Annotated in this window: 15 protein-coding genes; 7 read left to right on the top strand and 8 right to left on the bottom strand. The window is 40.0% G+C overall.

Annotated features, from left to right (window positions below):
- Positions 1 to 8 precede the first annotated feature (8 nt).
- A complete protein-coding gene (locus ATS76_RS08340; protein ID WP_058551760.1) occupies positions 9 to 497 on the bottom strand; it encodes a peptide-methionine (S)-S-oxide reductase in 489 nt (162 codons plus the stop codon).
- 192 nt (positions 498 to 689) lie between these two features.
- On the opposite strand from ATS76_RS08340, the gene ATS76_RS08335 reads away from it, so the two are divergent.
- The 3 genes from ATS76_RS08335 (at position 690) to ATS76_RS08325 (ending at position 5,884) form a co-directional block, all read left to right on the top strand.
- Positions 690 to 2,546, top strand: coding sequence for a TonB-dependent receptor plug domain-containing protein (locus ATS76_RS08335; protein WP_058551759.1), 1,857 nt, complete (start codon positions 690 to 692; stop codon positions 2,544 to 2,546).
- Positions 2,547 to 3,188: 642 nt separating this feature from the next.
- On the top strand, positions 3,189 to 4,313 hold the full coding sequence (locus tag ATS76_RS08330; RefSeq protein ID WP_058551758.1) for a helix-turn-helix domain-containing protein: 1,125 nt from the start codon (positions 3,189 to 3,191) through the stop codon (positions 4,311 to 4,313).
- A 146-nt stretch (positions 4,314 to 4,459) separates the two neighbouring features.
- A complete protein-coding gene (locus ATS76_RS08325) occupies positions 4,460 to 5,884 on the top strand; it encodes a S41 family peptidase (RefSeq protein WP_058551757.1) in 1,425 nt (474 codons plus the stop codon).
- A 701-nt stretch (positions 5,885 to 6,585) separates the two neighbouring features.
- Here the strand turns inward: ATS76_RS08325 and ATS76_RS08320 are convergent.
- Positions 6,586 to 6,849: a YkgJ family cysteine cluster protein gene (locus tag ATS76_RS08320; protein ID WP_058551756.1), complete on the bottom strand. Its 264-nt coding sequence runs from the start codon at positions 6,847 to 6,849 to the stop codon at positions 6,586 to 6,588.
- Between the two features lie 168 nt (positions 6,850 to 7,017).
- On the opposite strand from ATS76_RS08320, the gene ATS76_RS08315 reads away from it, so the two are divergent.
- The 4 genes from ATS76_RS08315 (at position 7,018) to ATS76_RS08305 (ending at position 12,651) form a co-directional block, all read left to right on the top strand.
- Positions 7,018 to 8,199 (top strand): efflux RND transporter periplasmic adaptor subunit, encoded by a 1,182-nt coding sequence (locus ATS76_RS08315; protein ID WP_058551755.1) that lies wholly within the window; start codon positions 7,018 to 7,020, stop codon positions 8,197 to 8,199.
- On the top strand, positions 8,196 to 11,345 hold the full coding sequence (locus tag ATS76_RS08310) for an efflux RND transporter permease subunit (RefSeq protein WP_058551754.1): 3,150 nt from the start codon (positions 8,196 to 8,198) through the stop codon (positions 11,343 to 11,345). Before ATS76_RS08315 ends, ATS76_RS08310 begins: the two co-directional genes overlap by 4 nt.
- A 140-nt stretch (positions 11,346 to 11,485) precedes the next feature.
- Positions 11,486 to 11,659, top strand: coding sequence for a hypothetical protein (locus tag ATS76_RS19285; protein ID WP_201023497.1), 174 nt, complete (start codon positions 11,486 to 11,488; stop codon positions 11,657 to 11,659).
- A gap of 101 nt (positions 11,660 to 11,760) precedes the next feature.
- Complete coding sequence (locus ATS76_RS08305; RefSeq protein ID WP_058551753.1) at positions 11,761 to 12,651, top strand: dienelactone hydrolase family protein; 891 nt, start codon at positions 11,761 to 11,763, stop codon at positions 12,649 to 12,651.
- A 79-nt stretch (positions 12,652 to 12,730) separates the two neighbouring features.
- Here the strand turns inward: ATS76_RS08305 and rhlP are convergent, their stop codons facing one another.
- From rhlP to carB, 6 genes are all read right to left on the bottom strand, one after another.
- Positions 12,731 to 13,561, bottom strand: a complete 831-nt coding sequence (gene rhlP / locus ATS76_RS08300) for a rhombotarget lipoprotein (protein ID WP_058551752.1) — start codon at positions 13,559 to 13,561, stop codon at positions 12,731 to 12,733.
- A gap of 12 nt (positions 13,562 to 13,573) precedes the next feature.
- Positions 13,574 to 13,918 (bottom strand): hypothetical protein, encoded by a 345-nt coding sequence (locus ATS76_RS08295; protein WP_058551751.1) that lies wholly within the window; start codon positions 13,916 to 13,918, stop codon positions 13,574 to 13,576.
- Between the two features lie 307 nt (positions 13,919 to 14,225).
- On the bottom strand, positions 14,226 to 14,675 hold the full coding sequence (locus ATS76_RS08290) for a hypothetical protein (protein WP_058551750.1): 450 nt from the start codon (positions 14,673 to 14,675) through the stop codon (positions 14,226 to 14,228).
- Positions 14,676 to 14,799: 124 nt separating this feature from the next.
- Positions 14,800 to 15,843 carry a S66 family peptidase gene (locus tag ATS76_RS08285; protein WP_058551749.1) on the bottom strand — a complete coding sequence of 348 codons (1,044 nt, stop codon included), beginning with the start codon at positions 15,841 to 15,843 and terminating at the stop codon, positions 14,800 to 14,802.
- A 132-nt stretch (positions 15,844 to 15,975) separates the two neighbouring features.
- Positions 15,976 to 16,452, bottom strand: coding sequence for a transcription elongation factor GreA (greA, locus tag ATS76_RS08280; protein WP_058552007.1), 477 nt, complete (start codon positions 16,450 to 16,452; stop codon positions 15,976 to 15,978).
- Positions 16,453 to 16,500: 48 nt separating this feature from the next.
- Complete coding sequence (carB, locus tag ATS76_RS08275; protein WP_058551748.1) at positions 16,501 to 19,719, bottom strand: carbamoyl-phosphate synthase large subunit; 3,219 nt, start codon at positions 19,717 to 19,719, stop codon at positions 16,501 to 16,503.
- Position 19,720 lies beyond the last annotated feature (1 nt).

Raw genomic sequence — 19,720 nt, 5'->3', positions numbered from 1 at the left:
GTATAATTCTATGAGAATTTATACTTATGCAATAACTCAAGCGGTATATGGCAATAATCATCGGGGTGATTAGTTAAGCGGTCTTGATGCTCTGGATCGCTTGGCACATAATTGGTTAACTGCTCTACCTCTACTACAATTTTTTCGGCATCGCTGCGCTTATTTATATAATTGCTTGCTGCGTCTAGATGATTTTGGTTTTTGCTGTAAATGCCTGTACGGTATTTAGGGCCTTCATCTACCCCTTGCTTATTAACACTGTAAGGGTCAATAATTTCAAAAAAATAGTCAAACAGTTGATTGAGTGAAACACTTGAGTCAAACGTTACCTTTACACACTCGGCATACCCATCGTATTCTCCTTGCGTGGTATTACTTGCGCCGTTAGCACGCCCTGCTTGTGTTGTTATAACGCCCGGTAAATGCTTCATAAACTCTTGCACGCCCCATAAGCAGCCGCCGGCAAAATAAAGTGTATTGTGTTGCTGAACTGTCATTGTTTATCTAACTCAATAAAGTTAATTAAAAATACATGTGTATTGTAACGCGTTAATTATACAAATGATTATCAAATGCAGATTTTTATAATTACTGTACAATAGCGCACAAAATCGCACTGACTAAATTAAGCTAGCCCACCCGCTTTATGATAGTTTTTATAAGTGCCCTAACACATTATGAGATACACCATGAATCGCACTGAGCATTTTATATTTTCTGCACTGCTGTGCAGCGTTACACCTTTTACTTATGCGCAAGCTACAAGCAACAGTGAAACAGCAATAGAACAAATTACTGTTGAGGCATCGGCCACGGCAAATAAATTACCCGTTGGGACCTTTGACTCCCCCGTCTCTAATTTAGAATACGACCCTCGTGTTGATTTACAATCACGAAATATGGCAGAAGCCCAAGCTGATGTAACAATTCGTGGTGGTATTTTCGAAAACACAGGGTTTAGAGTCGGTAGTGCTACCCTACTAGACCCTCAAACAGGTCATTACGTTGCTGAGCTCCCAATTGCACCGCAAATGCTAACTGGACCTTATATTTTAACCGGAGCCGACAATGCCTTAAACGGCATGAACAGCTCGGTGGGTTCGATTTCGTTTGGTTTTAAACCTATCACAACTGGCGGCAATGTATCTGTTGGTACAGGTACAAACGACTTTAACTTACACAGTATTTACGCAGGAATAAGCACAGAAATTGATGATGCTAAAAATTGGCAACTGGGCTTTGAGGGCGAATATTCTCATTCACAAAGTGACGGTTCAATAGAAAACGGCGATCACGATTTTAACCGTGCCTCTACGCGCATACAGTTAATAGGTGCGGATTCGCAAACCGATATAATGTATGGCTCACAAGACAAGTTTTTTGGCTGGCCAAACATGTACACACCATTTGGCGTAAACGAAACAGAAGAACTAGAAACCCGCTTACTCATGCTTAACCACCAGCAAAATTACGCAGACAATAGCCATTTTGAAGTATCTGCCTATTACAGAAAACACAACGACCATTATGTATTTTCTCGTGAGAATCCAAGCGCCTTTCAAGCCTTTCATGAAACTAAAGTAAAATCGATTGCAATATCAGGAAGCCATGCACAAAACACCGCGTTTGCAGTAAATTATTCAGCGCAGTACATTGAAGACGAAATAGAGTCGACCACCCTTGAAAATAATTTCACTTCTCGCACTTATTACAAACTGAGCGTATTACCTGAGTATAAAATCGACCTTAAACAAAATCAGTTATTAACTCTTCGCCTAGGTGCGGCTTTTGACGACACAAACCGAGATGACTCTGAGTTATCGCTCATTGGCGATATTTCACTAAACACTCAAAACAGTGACGGCTCTGAACAAACACTTTACGTATCCTACGCGCAAGCAAGTCAAGTTGCTGGCTATACCGCGATTGGTGGCAGTGAGCAAGGCGGGTTATTTAGAAGTAATTACAATCTTGAGCGCGAAACGACTAAAAACATAGAGCTTGGTTATTTAATGCAAGATCAAACCTGGCAGCTTAATTCAGCAGTTTTTTACCGAGAGGATAACAACCTAACCGATTGGACTTTTAGTTTTGACTCTAGCTCTGCCCGCTTTGCTAATCCTGTTGACATAGACGCCACCGGCGTTGAGTTTTTTGCGACTAAGTACTTTGATACAACCGAGCTCATTGCAAGCTACACTTACTTAAATAAGTCAGAAAACTATGGTGATGCAGATATCGACGCCAGTTTTTACGCGTTAAACTTTCCAGATCACCGTGTGACCTTAGGTGCAATTTGGACACCAAACGACCTAATAGAAATGAGGATTGATAACGAGTGGCGTAAACAGCACGAAAACGCACTACGCAATGGTAAAGACACCGCGTTATTTACGCAATTGTCGCTAAAAGTTACGCCAACCGTAATCAATAATTTATTTATTACGTTAGCTGCAGACAATGTATGGGATGAATCGTTTGAAGAAATACCCGGCACACCTGGTCGCGGCGAGCAATATACCTTAAGTGCAACGTATAGTTGGTAGACATTAAATTCAGCGTTTACAAACTTAATGTATATTTTGGTTTGTAAACGCTGTGCTTATTTATATAAAAACGTCTTTTAGGCAAAATATTGCACAAATAGAAAAAGAGCAGTAAATGAGATAAACGTAAATCAGCCAATGCTTTTAATTAATCTGCACTAGCTCATATCTTATCTTACAGTTTAATGGAATAGATTTAGACTTCATCTGACAGACAGCCATGAGCGAGAAGCAGTCAATCAAAAGCTTTGATATCTGAAGTCAAGGTTTGATCCTCTGCTTTTCAGCCAAAAAGTGCACTGACATTGGTACTCAACGATGACTGAGGCGAAAGCCATTGGCCTTAATTCATATGAGTGACTGGTGCATATTCACACCAATCGACGCCATTACTAGATATATCCATATTTAAAGTGAGTTCAAAAAGTAAGAACATTTGGTTTTTTAAATGAAAGACCAAGTAAACACAGATGTCTGCTTGACAGGAACTTTCTAATGGGTGAGCCTCGTTTGCTCTGTTCGCTGGAATTACCTCTACAGCTCAAACTGAACAATATGTCAGACACAGCTAACAATAAGTTTAGCAATCTGCTAATCTAGGAACATTAAACATCTACCTGATTTCTATTTACAACTATCCCAATGCTGTTTATTTCCTTGCCAATGCAATATCTTCATGCCATCGGAACATTCCAAGGGGCTTTATTAGCAGCAATGCTTTTGTTTAGTGCTGGCGTTAACAATGCTGGGCGCATAATGGGCGTTTGGTGTCTTTTTCAAGCATTTTATTTTTGCAGCCCTTTGATTGTAGTGCATGCTGATGATACTTTTTTTGCCAATTTAATTGGATGGGGCTACTTTGTTCCCGCCAGTTTTGGTGCATTTTTATATTTATATTTTCGGTCATCGATAATTAAAAAGTCATTCCATATAAAGGATTGTATTCATGCTACGCCGTTATTACTTTGTCTTCTCTTAAATATAGATTTTTTATTTTCCACCCCTGCTGAAAAAATCAACATCGCCAATAACGCCTTACATAAAGAAAACATTCTACTGCTGACTCAGATTATTATGTTCTTACAGGCATTTTTTTATTTAGCATTGAGTGTCAAACTGATAACCAAAAGTGGACGCCATGCACGTGACACGCTTTCCAACTTTAATCCCAAAATATTTACTTGGTTATGGATAGTATTGAGTTTGTACGCAGGGATGTTCTTGACAGAAACTGTCAGCATAATAATCGGCGCAAGTTATTCTTTGGGTATTGTAAGTGATCTCATAGCCTTTACATTGATATACAGCGTTTCGATGGCCCAATGGCGTAAGCCAAACTTATTTGCGATTGATAACTTGAGTGAAACTTCAACGAAAGTTCTCAACTCGACAAAAAAACCACAATACTTTGACTCTCAAACTAAAACCAAATTATTAGAAAACATCGTTCAGTATATGGAAGATGAGCAACCTTATTTAGAAAGTGAACTTACCTTAGACGCACTAGCAAGGTATACCAACCTTAGTAGCCATCACTTATCTGAAATCCTCAATCAACAAGCAAATAAGAACTTCTATCAATTTGTCAACGAATACAGAATAAAAACAGTCTGTTCTCAAATTTTTTCTAATCCCAACGAGAGACTTTTTGATCTAGCTCTATCTGCTGGGTTTTCCTCAAAAAGTACCTTTAATGCCGTTTTCAAGCAATTCAAAGGAATGACCCCAAGCCAGTATAGGAAACAGCTGAAACTCGATAGCGAATGAGTGCGAATCGACCGAATCGCACATCCAACTCGTCCAAATCGGACGATTTTTCTCTTTGACTCCTCTTTAATGCAGCTTCTAATCGCCGTGGATAACAATATTCATCAGACGATTTAATTAGTGGAAAATAGAATTAAGGACAAAAATTGAAGACTATAATTTTAACTTTTTTTATTGCGTTTGTAATTGGCTGCACTAGCCTGAATGAACCAAAGTCAATTACAAAAAACACAAAAACGCAAGAATGGAATACTCATACTAACCTGCCTTCATCTGGCAAGGTAGTGAGCATTAAGGCATTAAAAAGCAACCTGACTGAGCTAAGTCAACGCCTTGATACGATCCACCCAGACCCGGGCTTTACTATGGATGTATCTGAAGTTAAATCGCAGATAGAGTCCTTGTCAGAAGGTATAACTTCACCCATGACACATTATGAAGCATGGAAATACTTCTCTCAGCTGAATCCTTACTTTAAAGATGGACACATGCTAATTGCTTCGCCACAGCTTGATGATCAATTTAAGAACCACATTCAGAACGGTGGTCGGCTATTTCCATTTGACGTAATGATAGATGCATCCCAACGTTTGCTTGTGGCGGAAACTATTGAAGGCCATTCAGATATTAAAATCGGTGATGAGATTATCTCAGTCAACGGAGTTAGGGCATCAAAAATAATTGAAACTATGTTGGCAAGAATGTATGGCGACTCATTAGAGTTTAGGGCTGCATTTACTGCCAGTCGATTTAACCAAATGTACTGGTTACTGTTTGGTAGTAGCAAAGATTATCAAATTGAGTTTATGCATAAAAATAAGCGCAAGCAATTTTCTATAATGGGTGTCACTGATGAGCCGGAAAATCACAATGCTGATGTGAGGGAATTTGTCCAAAGTCGAATACTAGACAATGACATAGGGTATTTGCGTGTCGATCGCTTTTTTTATTCTCAAGAACAAGAACAACCTTTTTTCACATTTCTAGATGAAACGTGGCAGGCGTTTAAGGATGCGAACGTCAAAGATGTGATTATCGACGTTCGCCATAACCCTGGGGGGACCGATCACTATTGGCAGCAAGGTATTGCACCATACATTGCGAGCAGGCCATTTCCATTTCTGTCAAACTTTAAAATTCGTATGACGGAACGAAATATCAAACTAGGACCTATTAAAGGTAATCAAGGTGAGGTTATTGAAGGCACATTTAATCAATTAGTGCCTGTCGACGCGCATAAGGGTTTAAAGATACCTGGACGGGCATATTTACTAATGGGGCCGCTCAGTTATTCATCAACTATTTTGTTTTTAACCTCACTACAAGACTCTCGTCAGGCTGTCATCGCGGGTCATTCAAATGTAAGGTCTTGCACTACTGGGCGTATAGAAACTCATGTATTGTCTGGTTCTAATTTAGAACTAACCATGCCGACACTTATCTTTACTCGCCCATCAGGAAAAGAGCATTGTCAGCAACCTATCGAACCAGATGTTTATGTGTCGAACGAAGTAATAAATTCGAATGAGGCAGTGGAACACTTAGCAAAATATATTACCGCTAATAGGTAGACGAATATAGACGGGTTACCCAACATTTAAATAAGAGCGGTTAACGTGCAGGCTCAATCAAATCTGATGGTTTTACCAACCCCGTCTTTAACTCAACACGTTAACCTAATTCGTTTTATGGTCGTTAAGAAGAAGCCTTGTGTTCATCAAATGAAGTGAATGCGAAGTGAAGGGGGGGCAAATCTTGACTTCAGACATTAAAAACCTTCGATGTCTGCTCATACCAAATATGCGAATATCCGATTTGAGCAAAATCTATAAATCAAATCTGAAATAATAGTTAAGACTTATTCAATTAATCTTTGCTCTAAAAGCGCAGCGCCTCTTACCCTCTTTGTGAATCGTTCACTTTAATGGCTTCATCCATCAAGTTGAAGGTATTCGCTTTTTATTATGGCAAAGAAAAAATCACTGCACAAAGAGAAATGAATGAGTAGTAAATGTGTAAACCTAAACTCATGATCAACTTTTATGTTTGTCACTTTCTCTAAAAGCGCAGCGTCACTAGCCTCTTTGTGAATAAATTACTTGTACAGTCTTTGCCAGTAACAAAAGCATGCTTTACGTCTATAAAATAGACGTATAACTGCACATTTGTAGTAGACGCAGAACTCGCTCGCGTGAAAAGCGCAGCTTTTAATAACTTAAAAAAGTTACTCGGTAGTAGTTAAATGTAACTATGTGTGTATTGAACACACCAACTAAGTTAATTGTTCAAGCTCTGTGATAAGTGCTAGAGCCTCTGCATTAGTTGATCCACACACATCAACTGTGGCGCTAAAATCACTGCATACTTTTGGTCTAGAGTCATCGCCAAATAACTTACATAGATTGTTCTCATCTAGCTGAATACAACGTTCTCCGGCCTTTTTTCCATTTGGCATACCCGGTATTGGCGAGCTAATACTTGGCGCAATACAACATGCACCGCAGCCTAATCGACACGCCATTGGCTCTATTTTCATAACACCCTCTGTTTAAATTAACCACATATTTAACAGTATCGACTCATTTTTAGAGCCAAATATTTATTTGTAATACACATATGTAATGCTTTGTTACATCTTCAAACGCCTTGTAAACACTTTATTGCGTATTATTGCCCTATCACCACTTTTATGAAGGAATGCCTTGTGGCTACTAAAAAACAAATTGTTCTTCCAATCGCAGTTTTAGCTGCCGGGATTGCACTGGCAATTGGCTTTTCAAATATGAAAACGCCGCCTGAAGAAAAACCAGAGCAAGATACTCGCCCACTGGTTGCTGCGCAAACAGTCAACATTGACGCAATAACACTCGACGTAAAATCGTACGGGGTTGTAAAACCTAAAGACCGTACCGAGCTAATTGCACAAGTCAGTGGCCAAGTTATTTCCGTAGCAGATGAATTTGTTGAAGGTGCATTTGTAAAACAAGGCGACATATTAGCACGAATTGATCCAAATGATTACGAAGCCGACCTTATTGAAGCGCAAGCAGGCCTTGCTCAAGCAAGCTCAGCCCTTGAAATAGAACGCGCCCAAGCACATGTAGCAAAAGCTGAATGGGAACGTATTAAATCAGACTCAAGTGACTCTATTGCTTCAGAGCTTTATTTACGTAAACCACAATTAGCCGAAAAGCTAGCGCGTTACCGCTCTGCACAAGCCAGTGTTAAACGTGCAAAGCGCAACCTAGAACGCACATATATAAAAGCCCCTTACGACGCCATTATTAATGCACGTACAATAAGCTTAGGCTCTGTCGTAAACCCGGGCAGTAGCTTTGGCGCATTAAGTGCAACATCGCTTGCAGAAGTGCGTTTACCTGTAGCCGATAGTGAAATGCAATACCTGGCCAATGGAGGGATTGGTGCCACCGTGACCCTTAATGCAGAATTTGCAGGCAAGCAAACGTCATGGCAGGCCGAAGTTGTACGCAGCGAAGGCGTAATAGATCAAGTAAGCCGTATGAGTTATTTAGTTGCGCAACTGCCAACCCCATACGCCGATAACACTAAACCACTGCGTTTTGGTTCATACATTAATGCAACCATTGAGGGGCGATCCCTCGATAACGCAATTATTGTCCCGCATCACCTTGTTAAAGATAAACAAATTGCCATTTTAAACGCGAACAATACCTTAAGCTTTAAAACACTGAATATTATACGTGAACAAAATGGCATGGTAATAGCCGACCAAGGATTACAACTAGGCGAACAGTTGATTACCTCAGCACTAGAATACCCAAGCGAAGGAATGGCTGTTAAAACGGATGAAAATGACGAACAAGGCGAAGTAACACAGCTTGCGCTTAAAGAGGACACTTTATGAGTACCTCTGAAAAGGGCCTAATTGCCTGGTTTGCTCGCAACCCTGTTGCAGCAAATTTAATCATGATTTTTATTCTGGTTGGCGGTTTATTAACAGCCTTAACAATTCGTAAGCAAGCATTTCCGCAATTTGAAAGTAACTGGGTAAGTGTTCAAGCCGTTTACCCTGGCGCCGCGCCGCAAGAGGTTGAAGAAGGCATTACAATAAAAATTGAAGAAAACCTAGAGGGATTAGAGGGTATTAAACGCTTTATAACTTACTCTAATCGTGGTTATGCACAGGCATGGATTGAAATTGAAGAAAAATACGACCTTCAAGAAGCCTTAGACGAAATAAAAGCCCAAGTAGATTCTATTAACTCGTTTCCTGCGGGTATGGAAAGGCCTATTATTCAGCGTGATAAATTTCAACAAGAAGTAATGTTCATTGCGCTATATGGAGATATGACCTATGCACAACTAAAAGAGCTCGGCCGAGATATAGAAGATGAATTACTTGCTTTACCTGGCGTTAATTTAGTCAGCTTTTTTAGCGGCTTAAATTATGAAATAGGCATTGAGATTAGCCCAGACAAACTGCGTGAATACGGCCTTACTTTTAGAGATGTATCAAACGCTGTAAGAAATTTTTCAACTAATATGTCTGCAGGTCAAATTCGTTCAGACAATGGGTATATTTCTATGCGTGTTGAAAAACAAGCATACAAAGGGAATGAATTTGAACAGTTACCTTTAATTACTCTTGCTGATGGCGCACAAATATATTTAGGCGATGTAGCCACTATTAACGATGGTTTTGAAGAAGGCTTATTATATTCAAAGTACAATGGTAAAAACTCGTTAATGTTTGATATTGCAGCATCTAAAGATCAAGACATTACCGACGTTGCCAAAGTACTTAAAAAATACATGGCCGAAAAAGAATCTAAATTACCACAAGGCGTAAAACTTTCCCCTATGGTTGATTTAACCTACTACCTGCAAGGTCGTCTCGATATGATGATCGACAACATGGTATGGGGTGGTGTTTTAGTTATGCTGGTATTGGCATTGTTTTTACCGCTTAGATTAGCGTTTTGGGTAATGATGGGTTTACCGGTGTCTTTTTTGGGTGCCTTTTTGTTCATGCCAATCGGCTTTTTAGATATCACCATTAATATGGTATCGCTGTTTGCCTTTATTATTGTACTCGGTATTGTGGTGGACGACGCAATTGTTGTAGGTGAATCGGCCAGTGCCGAAATAGAAAAGCACGGCCACTCTCTCGATAACGTAATACGTGGTGTTAAACGTGTTGCAATGCCCGCTACATTTGGCGTACTCACCACCATTGCTGCTTTTTTACCTCAAGCTATGGCATCAGGCCCAGGTGCTGCGTTTTCTAAAGCGATTGGTGTCGTTATTATTTTGTGCTTAATTTTCTCGTTAATTGAATCAAAGCTTATATTACCGGCTCATATTGCTGCAATGAACCCACGTAAACCTAATCCTAAAAACCCATTGCATAAAGTGCGTATGGTTGTTGATAAAGGCCTTAAATCGTTTGTTCAAAACTACTACACGCCGTTTATAGGGCACTGTATTCATTACCGCTATACCGTCATTGTTGGGTTTATATGTATTTTAATTATGAGCGCAGGCATGTTTGCAGGCGGTTTAGTTAAATTTGTACCAAACCCTAAAATACAACATGACTTTCCGCGTGTGGTTGTAGAAATGAATCTAGAATCGTCAGAGCAAGCAACACTTGAAACTGCTAAAAAAATTGAAGCCGTACTATTGAGTGTAGATAAAGAGCTTGAAGCACAATACGGTCAAAAAATGATTCGTGACCTTTCGATAAGCCTTCGTGGCCGTACAACGGCACAATTAATGGCTGTTCTTATTGAACCTGATAAACGCCCTATCGATACCTTCACACTTAGCTCACTATGGCGTGAAAAAATGCCACCACTGCCGGGTGTTAAAACGCTAACTATTGAAGACAACTTATTTGGCGGCGGACGAGATGACGGCGACGTAAGTTTTAGACTGCAAGGTAAAGATACCGACAAACTAAAAGAAGTTGCCGCGTTATTAAAAACTAAATTACAAAGCATGGAAGGTGTAGGCGACGTTAACGACTCACTACAAAGCGCTACCGACGAAGTACAACTTGATTTAAAACCACTTGCATACAGCATGGGGCTAACCCTTGCAGATGTGGCATCGCAAGTTAGCTTTAGTTACTACGGATTAGAGGCACAGCGTATTTTACGCGAAGGGGAAGAGATCAGAGTGATGATCCGCTACCCTGAAAACGAACGTAACTCTATCAGTAATATACACAGCACACGTATTATCACGCCAACAGGTGTTGAGGTGCCGTTAAGTGAAGTGGCACAAATCAGCATTGTAGATGGTGTAAACAGAATTCGTCGTGAAAACGCAAACAGAACAGTCAATGTATGGGCAGCCATAAATACTGATAAAGTTGAACCTTTTGCCATTGTAAAAGAAATCACTGACGAATATTTACCAACCCTTTTACAAAATTACCCAGGTGTTACCAGTAATGTAGCTGGTCGAGTGCAAGAGGAAATGGAAAGCGCTGATGAACAGTTGCGCGACTTTGCAATTTCACTAATGATTATATTTGCATTATTAGCCATTCCGCTTCGCTCATACTCACAACCGTTGATTATTATGTCGGTTATTCCATTTGGTGTGGTCGGGGCAATGTTCGGACACATGGTACTAGGAATGACCATGAGCGGCCTTTCAATGTTTGGCATCATTGCGGTAGCCGGTATTGTAGTAAACGACTCCCTTGTTATGGTTGATTTTGTAAATAAGGCGCGTGCTGAAGGCGTACCTATAAAAGAAGCTGTTATGCAAGCGGGTGCGCGTCGTTTTAGAGCTATATTGCTTACGTCAGTAACCACCTTTATTGGCGTGTTACCGATTATTATGGAAACGAGTTTGCAGGCACAAATTGTAATACCTATGGCAGTATCGCTTGCCTTTGGTGTGCTATTTGCCACCGTGATTACGCTTATTCTTATACCGTGTCAGTATGTCGCGCTTGAGGACACAAAACGAATGATTCGTAAGTGGCGTGGTAAACACCCTATTGTCGATGGCCAACCAACAACGACCAATAGCTAATTAAGTAAACCCCCAACCAAAAAAGCTCGGCACAGTGCCGAGCTTTTTATTTATAGTTTAAAAATAACCTTCAATTATTTACTAACTCTTCATTTTAACTGGTATTTTATCTCCCAGTTTACTTTTTTAAAGGATTAACCATGGCTACACTTCAACTTATTTTATTTATCATATTTGCAGTACTAACTATTGTTGGATACAGAAAAAACAATCGTAATTTAATGCTATTGGGTGCAATTGTTGTGGCTTTCGCCTTTGTAGGGTTAGATTTTATGATGGGAATTGATCATGCTCTCTCTGCTAATAGCAAATAAATAATGCTAAAAGTAATTATATATAAAATTATTGCACGTTTTTTGTTCCAGATACGTTAATGTATTTTAATATTCAAAAATCATAATAAGTAAGGGAAACCATGAATTTACCTCACTCTGAACACATTCCTCAAGAAGCGTTTGATTGGTACGACGAATATGCCCACGGTTTAATGGACCGTCGCACATTTATGAAAAAACTTGGTGGCCTTGCAGCACTTGGGATTTCAATGAGTGTGCTCACCAGCGCACTTTTACCTAACTACGCACTTGCAGAGCAAGTCTCGTTTAACGATGACGATATTAAAGCCACCTACGAAGAATTTGATTCGCCAAATGGGTATGGTAAAGGCAAAGGTTACTTAGCCGTTCCCAGCAAAATTGAGGGTAAGCTTCCTGTTGTTTTAGTTATTCACGAAAACCGCGGTTTAAACCCTTACATAAAAGATGTAGCAAGGCGCTTAGCCAAAAAAGGGTTTATTGCCTTTGCACCCGACGCACTCTTTCCGCTTGGTGGTTACCCGGGCAATGACGATGAAGGCCGTGCAATGCAACGCACCATGGACAGAGCTAAAATTCAAAACGACTTTGTCGCCGCCGCTCAGTTTTTAAAAAATCATTCAAATAGTAACGGCAAACTAGGGGCTGTGGGCTTTTGTTTTGGGGGTTATATTGTTAACTACTTAGCCGCAGTTGATAGTGACTTACTCAGCGCGGGCGTGCCCTTTTATGGCACACCTGCAAGTGAAAGCTTACACAAAAATATTAAAGCGCCTTTAATGATTCAATTAGGTGAGCTTGATAAACGCGTTAACGCCACATGGCCTGAGTATGAAAAAAGCTTAAAAGCTAACAATGTTGAGTACACTATGCACATGTACGAAGGTGCTAATCATGGTTTTCATAACGACTCTACTGGGCGTTATGATGAGCAAAAAGCAGAGCTTGCTTGGCAGCGTACCTTAGCGTTTTTTAATGAAAAATTAAGCTAGGTACCATAAAAAACGCCGCATAAGTTGAATAATGTGGCGTTTTAAATTTAATTATTTAGCGACTTAGTTATATAGATGTTTAGTTATTTACATATCTGCGCTTTAAAACAAGTAGCGATATAAAAACCAGAATAAACACACTAAATGCCCCAGCACTGCTTGAGCCATCTTTATTCTCTATTTTTGCTATTTTTTCTTCTTTTACCCGTGTTTTAAAGCGGGCTAATTCCGCATCTAAATTTAGGCTCATATCGGTAACCGCTAAATTAAACCCCTCAAGTGACTTTTCATTGAGCGTTTCGTCAATACCAATAGCGGTGGTTCTTTTTTCAAGCTTGCTGATGCCTGGTGCTCTAAAAAGCATTTTTTTACTTTTTATATCAAAAACAGCAGTGTCGACGAAGGTTTGAATCGTATTTTCGTTACCGGGAATAACGTACATACCTACAATGGTCCAATACAATAATGCGGCGTTATTTTCATAGGTTTGCGTTACTTGATCGTAAGAAACCAATGCCATCACGTCTACATCGTACAGTCGCCCTACTTGTTCAAGCGCTGAAAACCCTTCCCCACCTTTGAGGTATGTACTTGGAATCACTTCTATGCGGTCAATGTAATCGTATTGTAAAAACGACTTTTTTACTTTTTCCAGCAACGCTACTTCATTTTGGCTTTCAATTGCGTTTGCTCGCCAATCTTTAGAAGGCACAAATGAAATGCCCACAGTAACAGGTAATTTTAACACTGGAATTTCTGGTTTATACGCAGCACGGCTATCTTCGTTTGGATATAGAAAGTCAACCAAACTGCTAGAACGCGTATTTTTATTAGAGTAATTACTGACAAGCGCACTACATGAGGTCAGTAAAAAAACCATCAACATGATAAAAAATGTACTTTTTTTCATTATTATTCCTTTTTAATTAAATTCAGTTATGTGCAAAAGCTCGCCCGAAGGTCCCCATAAATAAATCACTTTACCCCACGGCTCTTGTTTTATCCCTTCAAAGCGAATATCAAAGTGAGTTAACTTACTAATAGTGTTAAAAGCTTGGCTTATGTTTAATACGCACACTTGAAGCATTAAATTTTCAGCAAATTCTTGGTTGTAGTAACGCTGTAAAAAAAAACTACATTCACCTGATGTTGCAATACTTAAATCAGCTGATGCCTGCTCAACATTAAAGCCCAGCGCCTGATAAAATGCACACGATTGTTGATAGTTTTTACATGGCACAAATACTCTGATGTCATCTATTTTCATTGTTTTCCTTTTATTATTTAGGTGCGGAAGGCTTAATAACTTATTTATGAAAGTGACTTTAGAGACTAATAAACTTTCAGGGTTAAGGGTTGTCCTTGCTAAGAGCCATTTACTATTTGTTGTCTGTATAAATTAGGCTAAAGGGCGTAAGCTGGACGCATAGGCATTGCTCGACTTTTGCTTAGCCCGCTCGGCTGCACACATCGCGCAGTTATTCCACGTCCACTAAATTAAATAAACTCAAGCCACTAAGGTCAACATGCCCTATCGCTTTTACCATCAAGCGCGGTATTAAGCGTTCAATAAATTACACGTAGTTAATATCAATGTTCTCTTTTTCATCTGAATTTAGCAGTGAGTTAAATTGTTGATAAATTTCATCTTTTGAGCCTAAAAGTTGAAAATCGTAACCATTGCCGTTTCCGTCAATAATTATTGATAACCAATTATCACTTATATTAACAATAGAAATTCGCTTAACCTCGATCGACTCTTGATCTGATATAAACTTAAAGCGACTCAAATTTGGCTTTGTGATTTTTATAGTGCCGGCGCTTCTCTTGATTAGATTATGTGGGGAATGTTTAGCTTTATATTCATCGGTAAATCGATACCTAAACGATAAGCATGCAAAAAATAACAGCAAAAAAGAAGCTTCAATTTCATTGTTTATATACCAAATTATAAAAAAAGCGATAAACATAACAACGGCAATAAAAGCAAAGCCGTTTTTATAATGAGCGTCCTTAATTTTCAACTTAACGATTCCTTTTCAAATATACAATACGTATAAAAACTAATGATTAACTAAAGTAAATTAAAGAGCTTAATTTATCCATTACCTTTTAGATGATTAGCCATCAATAAGAGCGACTTTATAATTAACACAGCTTAGTGCTTAGCGATGCCTCAATCACATTGCCTTCATTTATCTCTGCATTAACTGTACAGCGCGCACCATTAATTAAGTTTAGGTTAGGTGCAATATGCCCTATATCGGCATCAAACAGGACTGGGAATATACATTTACCAAGTGCTAATTGTATTGCTTGGTAATAATCAATCTGCTTGTGTGGGCTATTAATAACGGCGCTGCGCCCAAGTATAATACCGTTTACATCAGTGAGTACGCCATTTAGTTTTAATGCAATGAGACTACGTGCTACGGCTGTTGGACTTAACTCTGCATTTTCAAGGAAGAGCACTAGACCTTCGGGTGCATACTCTTGTTTAAAGCGATGTAAATCAAGGTATGGTGAGCCAAGCAGTAAGCTGAGCGTATCTAAACAACCACCAAAAAGTCGGCCCGTTATTTCTAATTTACGTGCATCTTTGTAATTTAAACATTGCCATTGCGAAGGCTCAGTAAGTTCGAACAACGCATTCGGTTCGCTTGCATAATCAATTAATTTATTTTGGTATGATGTTGAAGGGACTTGTTCAAATTGCTCGCCTTTTGTGAGCCCTAAAGCGTGAAAAATATTTATACAATTGTGCTCAGTTTCATGTGGATGTAGCTGCATTAAGTTAGCAGTATGAAGGGTTGCCCAACCACAACGAGAAGTGAGCACACACGCTAATGTACTAACATCAGAGAACCCCACTAACCACTTAGGTTTAGCCGTTTTCACTATGTTAAAGTCAATATATTGCAAAACGTCTAGGGCAAGCTCTCCACCCCATGGCGGCATAATTGCCGCTATATTATCGTCAATAAGAAATTGCATTAGCTCTAAAGCTCGCTCTTTAGCGCTGATATTTTGCCTTACACTGTCACCTTCGATGACTTTATATCCTTGCGCTTTTAAACCATTTAGTACCGTGTCTAATCGTCTTTGAAAGTGCTTATCAACACCTGACGAAAACGCGCAAATTGCAATATTATCATTAGGCTTAAGTGGCTCAGGAAAATTAATTAAGGACATCAGTACTCTCAATTATTAGGGTGTAGTCAACCTAACGTACCCAATAAATTAGACAAAGTCGAGTTTATTGAAGGCATAAAAAAACCGATGTAATAACATCGGCTTTTATGTAAACGCTAAAGTGAGGAGATATTAAAGGTACTCAACTTCAATGATTTCGTATTCAACGTCGCCCTTTGGTGTTTTAATGGTTACTGCATCATCCATTTGTTTACCAATCAAACCACGAGCTATAGGTGAATTAACAGAAATTAAGTTATTTTTAATATCTGCCTCATCATCGCCAACTATTTGGTATTTAACTTCGGCATCAGTTTCTACATTAACAATAGTTACTGTGGTACCAAAAATAACTTTGCCCGTATTTGGCATTTTAGTTACGTCGATTATCTGAACATTTGAAAGTTTAGCTTCAATTTCTTGAATACGACCTTCACAAAAACCCTGTTGCTCACGTGCAGCGTGGTACTCAGCGTTTTCTTTTAAGTCACCGTGTTCACGCGCAACAGCAATGTCGGCGATAATTTTTGGACGGGTAACTGTTTTTAATTCGTTAAGCTCTTTGCGCAGTAAATCTGCGCCACGAACTGTCATCGGAATTGATTGCATACTTTTCTCACTTAACACCAAGGCCCTAGTTGGCCTTGGCACATTTCCTTAGTTCAATCGCAGGTGTAGCTCTTGAACTGACGTTACTTTACTACGGTCATCTGCTTTGTTAGCAGTACAGTTAGCAAAAGCCGCGTTCAAGGTTGTCGTATAGTTGGTTTTATTTTGCAATGCACCACGACGTAACACCTTCGAATCTTCGATCGCTTGGCGACCTTCGGTGGTATTAACGATATAGCTGTACTCTTTATTCTTGATATAATCAAGAATATGCGGGCGGCCTTCATATACTTTGTTTACACGTCGTACTTCAATGCCAGCTTCTTCAAGAGCTTGTGCCGTGCCACCCGTTGCGTCAAGTTCAAAACCTAAGTCGGTCATAATCTTGGCTAATTCAACAATGCGTGGCTTATCGCTATTACGAACAGATAATAACGCGCGACCACCGCGTGGTAAAGTGTTGCTTGCACCTAATTGTGCTTTTGCGAATGCTTCGGCGAAAGTATCACCAACCCCCATCACTTCACCCGTTGAGCGCATCTCAGGGCCACGAATTGGATCCACACCCTGAAACTTAGCAAATGGTAAAACAACTTCTTTAACGCTGTAATAAGGAGGGATCACTTCTTTAGTAATACCTTGGCTTGCCAAAGACTGACCCGCCATACAACGAGCCGCCACTTTTGCAAGCGCTACACCGGTTGCTTTTGATACAAACGGTACAGTACGTGCTGCACGCGGGTTAACTTCAATTAAGTACACTTTGCCATCTTTTACTGCAAACTGTGTATTCATTAAGCCAACAACACCAAGCTCAAGCGCCATGTCGGTTACTTGCTTGCGCATCACATCTTGCACTTCTTGCGATAAAGAATGTGCTGGTAATGAACATGCTGAGTCACCAGAGTGAACACCGGCTTGCTCAATGTGCTCCATGATACCGCCAATAATTACTTGCTCGCCGTCGCAAATCGCGTCAACGTCAACTTCAATTGCGTTATCTAAGAAATGGTCTAATAAAACAGGCGCTTCATTTGAAGCTTGAACTGCTTCAGTCATGTAACGACGTAAATCGTCTTCATCGTATACAATTTCCATTGCACGACCACCTAGTACATACGACGGACGTACAACGAGTGGAAAACCAATTTCAACTGATTTAAGTAGTGCTTCTTCAGTTGAAGTTACTGTTGCATTTTCTGGCTGAAGTAAGTTCAAACGCTCAACAAGTTGTTGGAAACGTTCGCGATCTTCTGCACGGTCAATCGCATCAGGTGAAGTACCAATTACTGGAACACCATTCGCTTCAAGCTCACGTGCTAATTTAAGTGGTGTTTGACCACCGTACTGCACAATAACGCCCTTTGGCTTTTCAACACGTACAATTTCGAGTACGTCTTCAAGTGTAATTGGCTCAAAGTAAAGTCGGTCAGATGTATCGTAATCGGTAGAAACCGTTTCAGGGTTACAGTTAACCATGATGGTTTCATAGCCGTCTTCGCGAAGCGCAAGCGAGGCATGTACACAACAGTAATCAAATTCAATACCTTGGCCGATACGGTTAGGACCGCCACCAATAACCATGATTTTGTCTTTATCTGTTGGGTTTGCTTCACACTCTTCATCGTAAGATGAGTACATGTAAGCTGTGTCTGAGCTAAATTCTGCGGCGCACGTATCAACACGCTTGTATACTGGCACGATGTTTAATAGGTGACGTTTTTTACGAATTTCAGCTTCAGATACACCAGCAATTTCAGCTATACGTGGATCTGCGAAACCTTTGCGTTTAAGTTTACGTAGGAAGTCGGCATTTAAACCAGCCATACCTACTTCACCAATTTTTGCTTCGTCTTTTAAAATATCTTCTATTTGTACTAAGAACCAGCGATTAACTTTAGTCAGCTCATAAACATCATCAACGCTCATACCATGGCGCATTGCATCGGCAATGTACCAGATACGCTCAGCACCTGGTTCGCGTAATTCGCGGATGATTTTTTCTTTCGCTTTAGGGTCATCAAGTGCAACTATTGGGTTAAAACCTGTTGCGCCCACTTCAAGACCACGTAATGCTTTGTGTAATGATTCTTGTTGGTTACGACCAATCGCCATTACTTCGCCAACCGATTTCATTTGCGTAGTTAAGCGATCGTTAGCACCGGCAAATTTTTCAAAGTTAAAGCGAGGAATTTTTGTTACAACGTAATCGATTGAAGGCTCAAAAGACGCTGGCGTTTTTCCGCCCGTAATATCATTTTGAAGTTCGTCAAGCGTGTAACCTACAGCCAGTTTTGCTGCAATTTTAGCAATTGGGAAACCCGTTGCTTTAGAGGCTAGTGCAGATGAGCGTGATACACGTGGGTTCATTTCAATGATGACCATACGGCCGTCTTTTGGATTTATACCAAACTGTACGTTAGAACCACCGGTTTCAACACCAATTTCACGCAGTACTGCCATAGAGGCATTACGCATAATTTGGTATTCTTTGTCGGTTAATGTTTGCGCTGGTGCAACTGTGATTGAGTCGCCTGTATGCACGCCCATTGGGTCAAAGTTTTCAATAGTACACACAATGATACAGTTGTCTTTTTTGTCACGAACAACTTCTGTTTCGTACTCTTTCCAACCAATCAGTGATTCATCAATTAGTAATTCGTTTGTTGGCGATAAGTCTAAACCACGCTCACATATTTCTTCAAACTCTTCCATGTTGTAAGCAACACCACCACCGGTGCCACCCATGGTGAAAGAAGGACGAATAATACACGGTAAGCCGATACGGGTCATTGTATCTTTAGCTTCTTCCATTGAATGAGCAATTTCAGCACGAGGACATTCAAGACCAATGTTTTTCATTGCAGTGTCAAAGCGTTCACGGTTTTCGGCTTTGTCGATTGCATCAGCCGTTGCACCAATTAGCTCAACGCCATGCTTAGCCAATACACCGTGCTTGTCTAAATCAAGTGCACAGTTTAATGCTGTTTGGCCACCCATTGTAGGCAGGACTGCATCTGGCTTTTCTTTTTCGATGATTTTTTCTACTACTTCCCAGTGAATTGGTTCGATGTATGTTGCATCAGCCATTTCTGGGTCTGTCATAATAGTTGCAGGGTTTGAGTTAACAAGTATAACTCTATAGCCTTCTTCTCTCAGTGCTTTACACGCTTGTGCACCAGAGTAGTCAAATTCACAAGCTTGACCAATAACAATTGGGCCTGCGCCTAAGATAAGAATGCTTTTTATGTCGGTACGTTTTGGCATT

It is taken from the genome of Pseudoalteromonas sp. 10-33 (assembly GCF_001469195.1).
In the GTDB taxonomy this organism is placed as follows: Bacteria; Pseudomonadota; Gammaproteobacteria; order Enterobacterales; family Alteromonadaceae; genus Pseudoalteromonas.
This window is presented reverse-complemented; position numbering and strand designations above follow the sequence as displayed.

Excerpts from the sequence above, each read along its gene's own strand:
- ATS76_RS08340 (WP_058551760.1), bottom strand. The coding sequence starts at position 497 with ATGACAGTTCAGCAACACAATACACTTTATTTTGCCGGCGGCTGCTTA.
- ATS76_RS08335 (WP_058551759.1), top strand. The coding sequence starts at position 690 with ATGAATCGCACTGAGCATTTTATATTTTCTGCACTGCTGTGCAGCGTT.
- ATS76_RS08330 (WP_058551758.1), top strand. The coding sequence starts at position 3,189 with ATGCTGTTTATTTCCTTGCCAATGCAATATCTTCATGCCATCGGAACA.
- ATS76_RS08320 (WP_058551756.1), bottom strand. The coding sequence starts at position 6,849 with ATGAAAATAGAGCCAATGGCGTGTCGATTAGGCTGCGGTGCATGTTGT.
- ATS76_RS08310 (WP_058551754.1), top strand. The coding sequence starts at position 8,196 with ATGAGTACCTCTGAAAAGGGCCTAATTGCCTGGTTTGCTCGCAACCCT.
- ATS76_RS19285 (WP_201023497.1), top strand. The coding sequence starts at position 11,486 with ATGGCTACACTTCAACTTATTTTATTTATCATATTTGCAGTACTAACT.
- ATS76_RS08305 (WP_058551753.1), top strand. The coding sequence starts at position 11,761 with ATGAATTTACCTCACTCTGAACACATTCCTCAAGAAGCGTTTGATTGG.
- rhlP (WP_058551752.1), bottom strand. The coding sequence starts at position 13,561 with ATGAAAAAAAGTACATTTTTTATCATGTTGATGGTTTTTTTACTGACC.
- ATS76_RS08295 (WP_058551751.1), bottom strand. The coding sequence starts at position 13,918 with ATGAAAATAGATGACATCAGAGTATTTGTGCCATGTAAAAACTATCAA.
- ATS76_RS08285 (WP_058551749.1), bottom strand. The coding sequence starts at position 15,843 with ATGTCCTTAATTAATTTTCCTGAGCCACTTAAGCCTAATGATAATATT.
- greA (WP_058552007.1), bottom strand. The coding sequence starts at position 16,452 with ATGCAATCAATTCCGATGACAGTTCGTGGCGCAGATTTACTGCGCAAA.
- carB (WP_058551748.1), bottom strand. The coding sequence starts at position 19,719 with ATGCCAAAACGTACCGACATAAAAAGCATTCTTATCTTAGGCGCAGGC.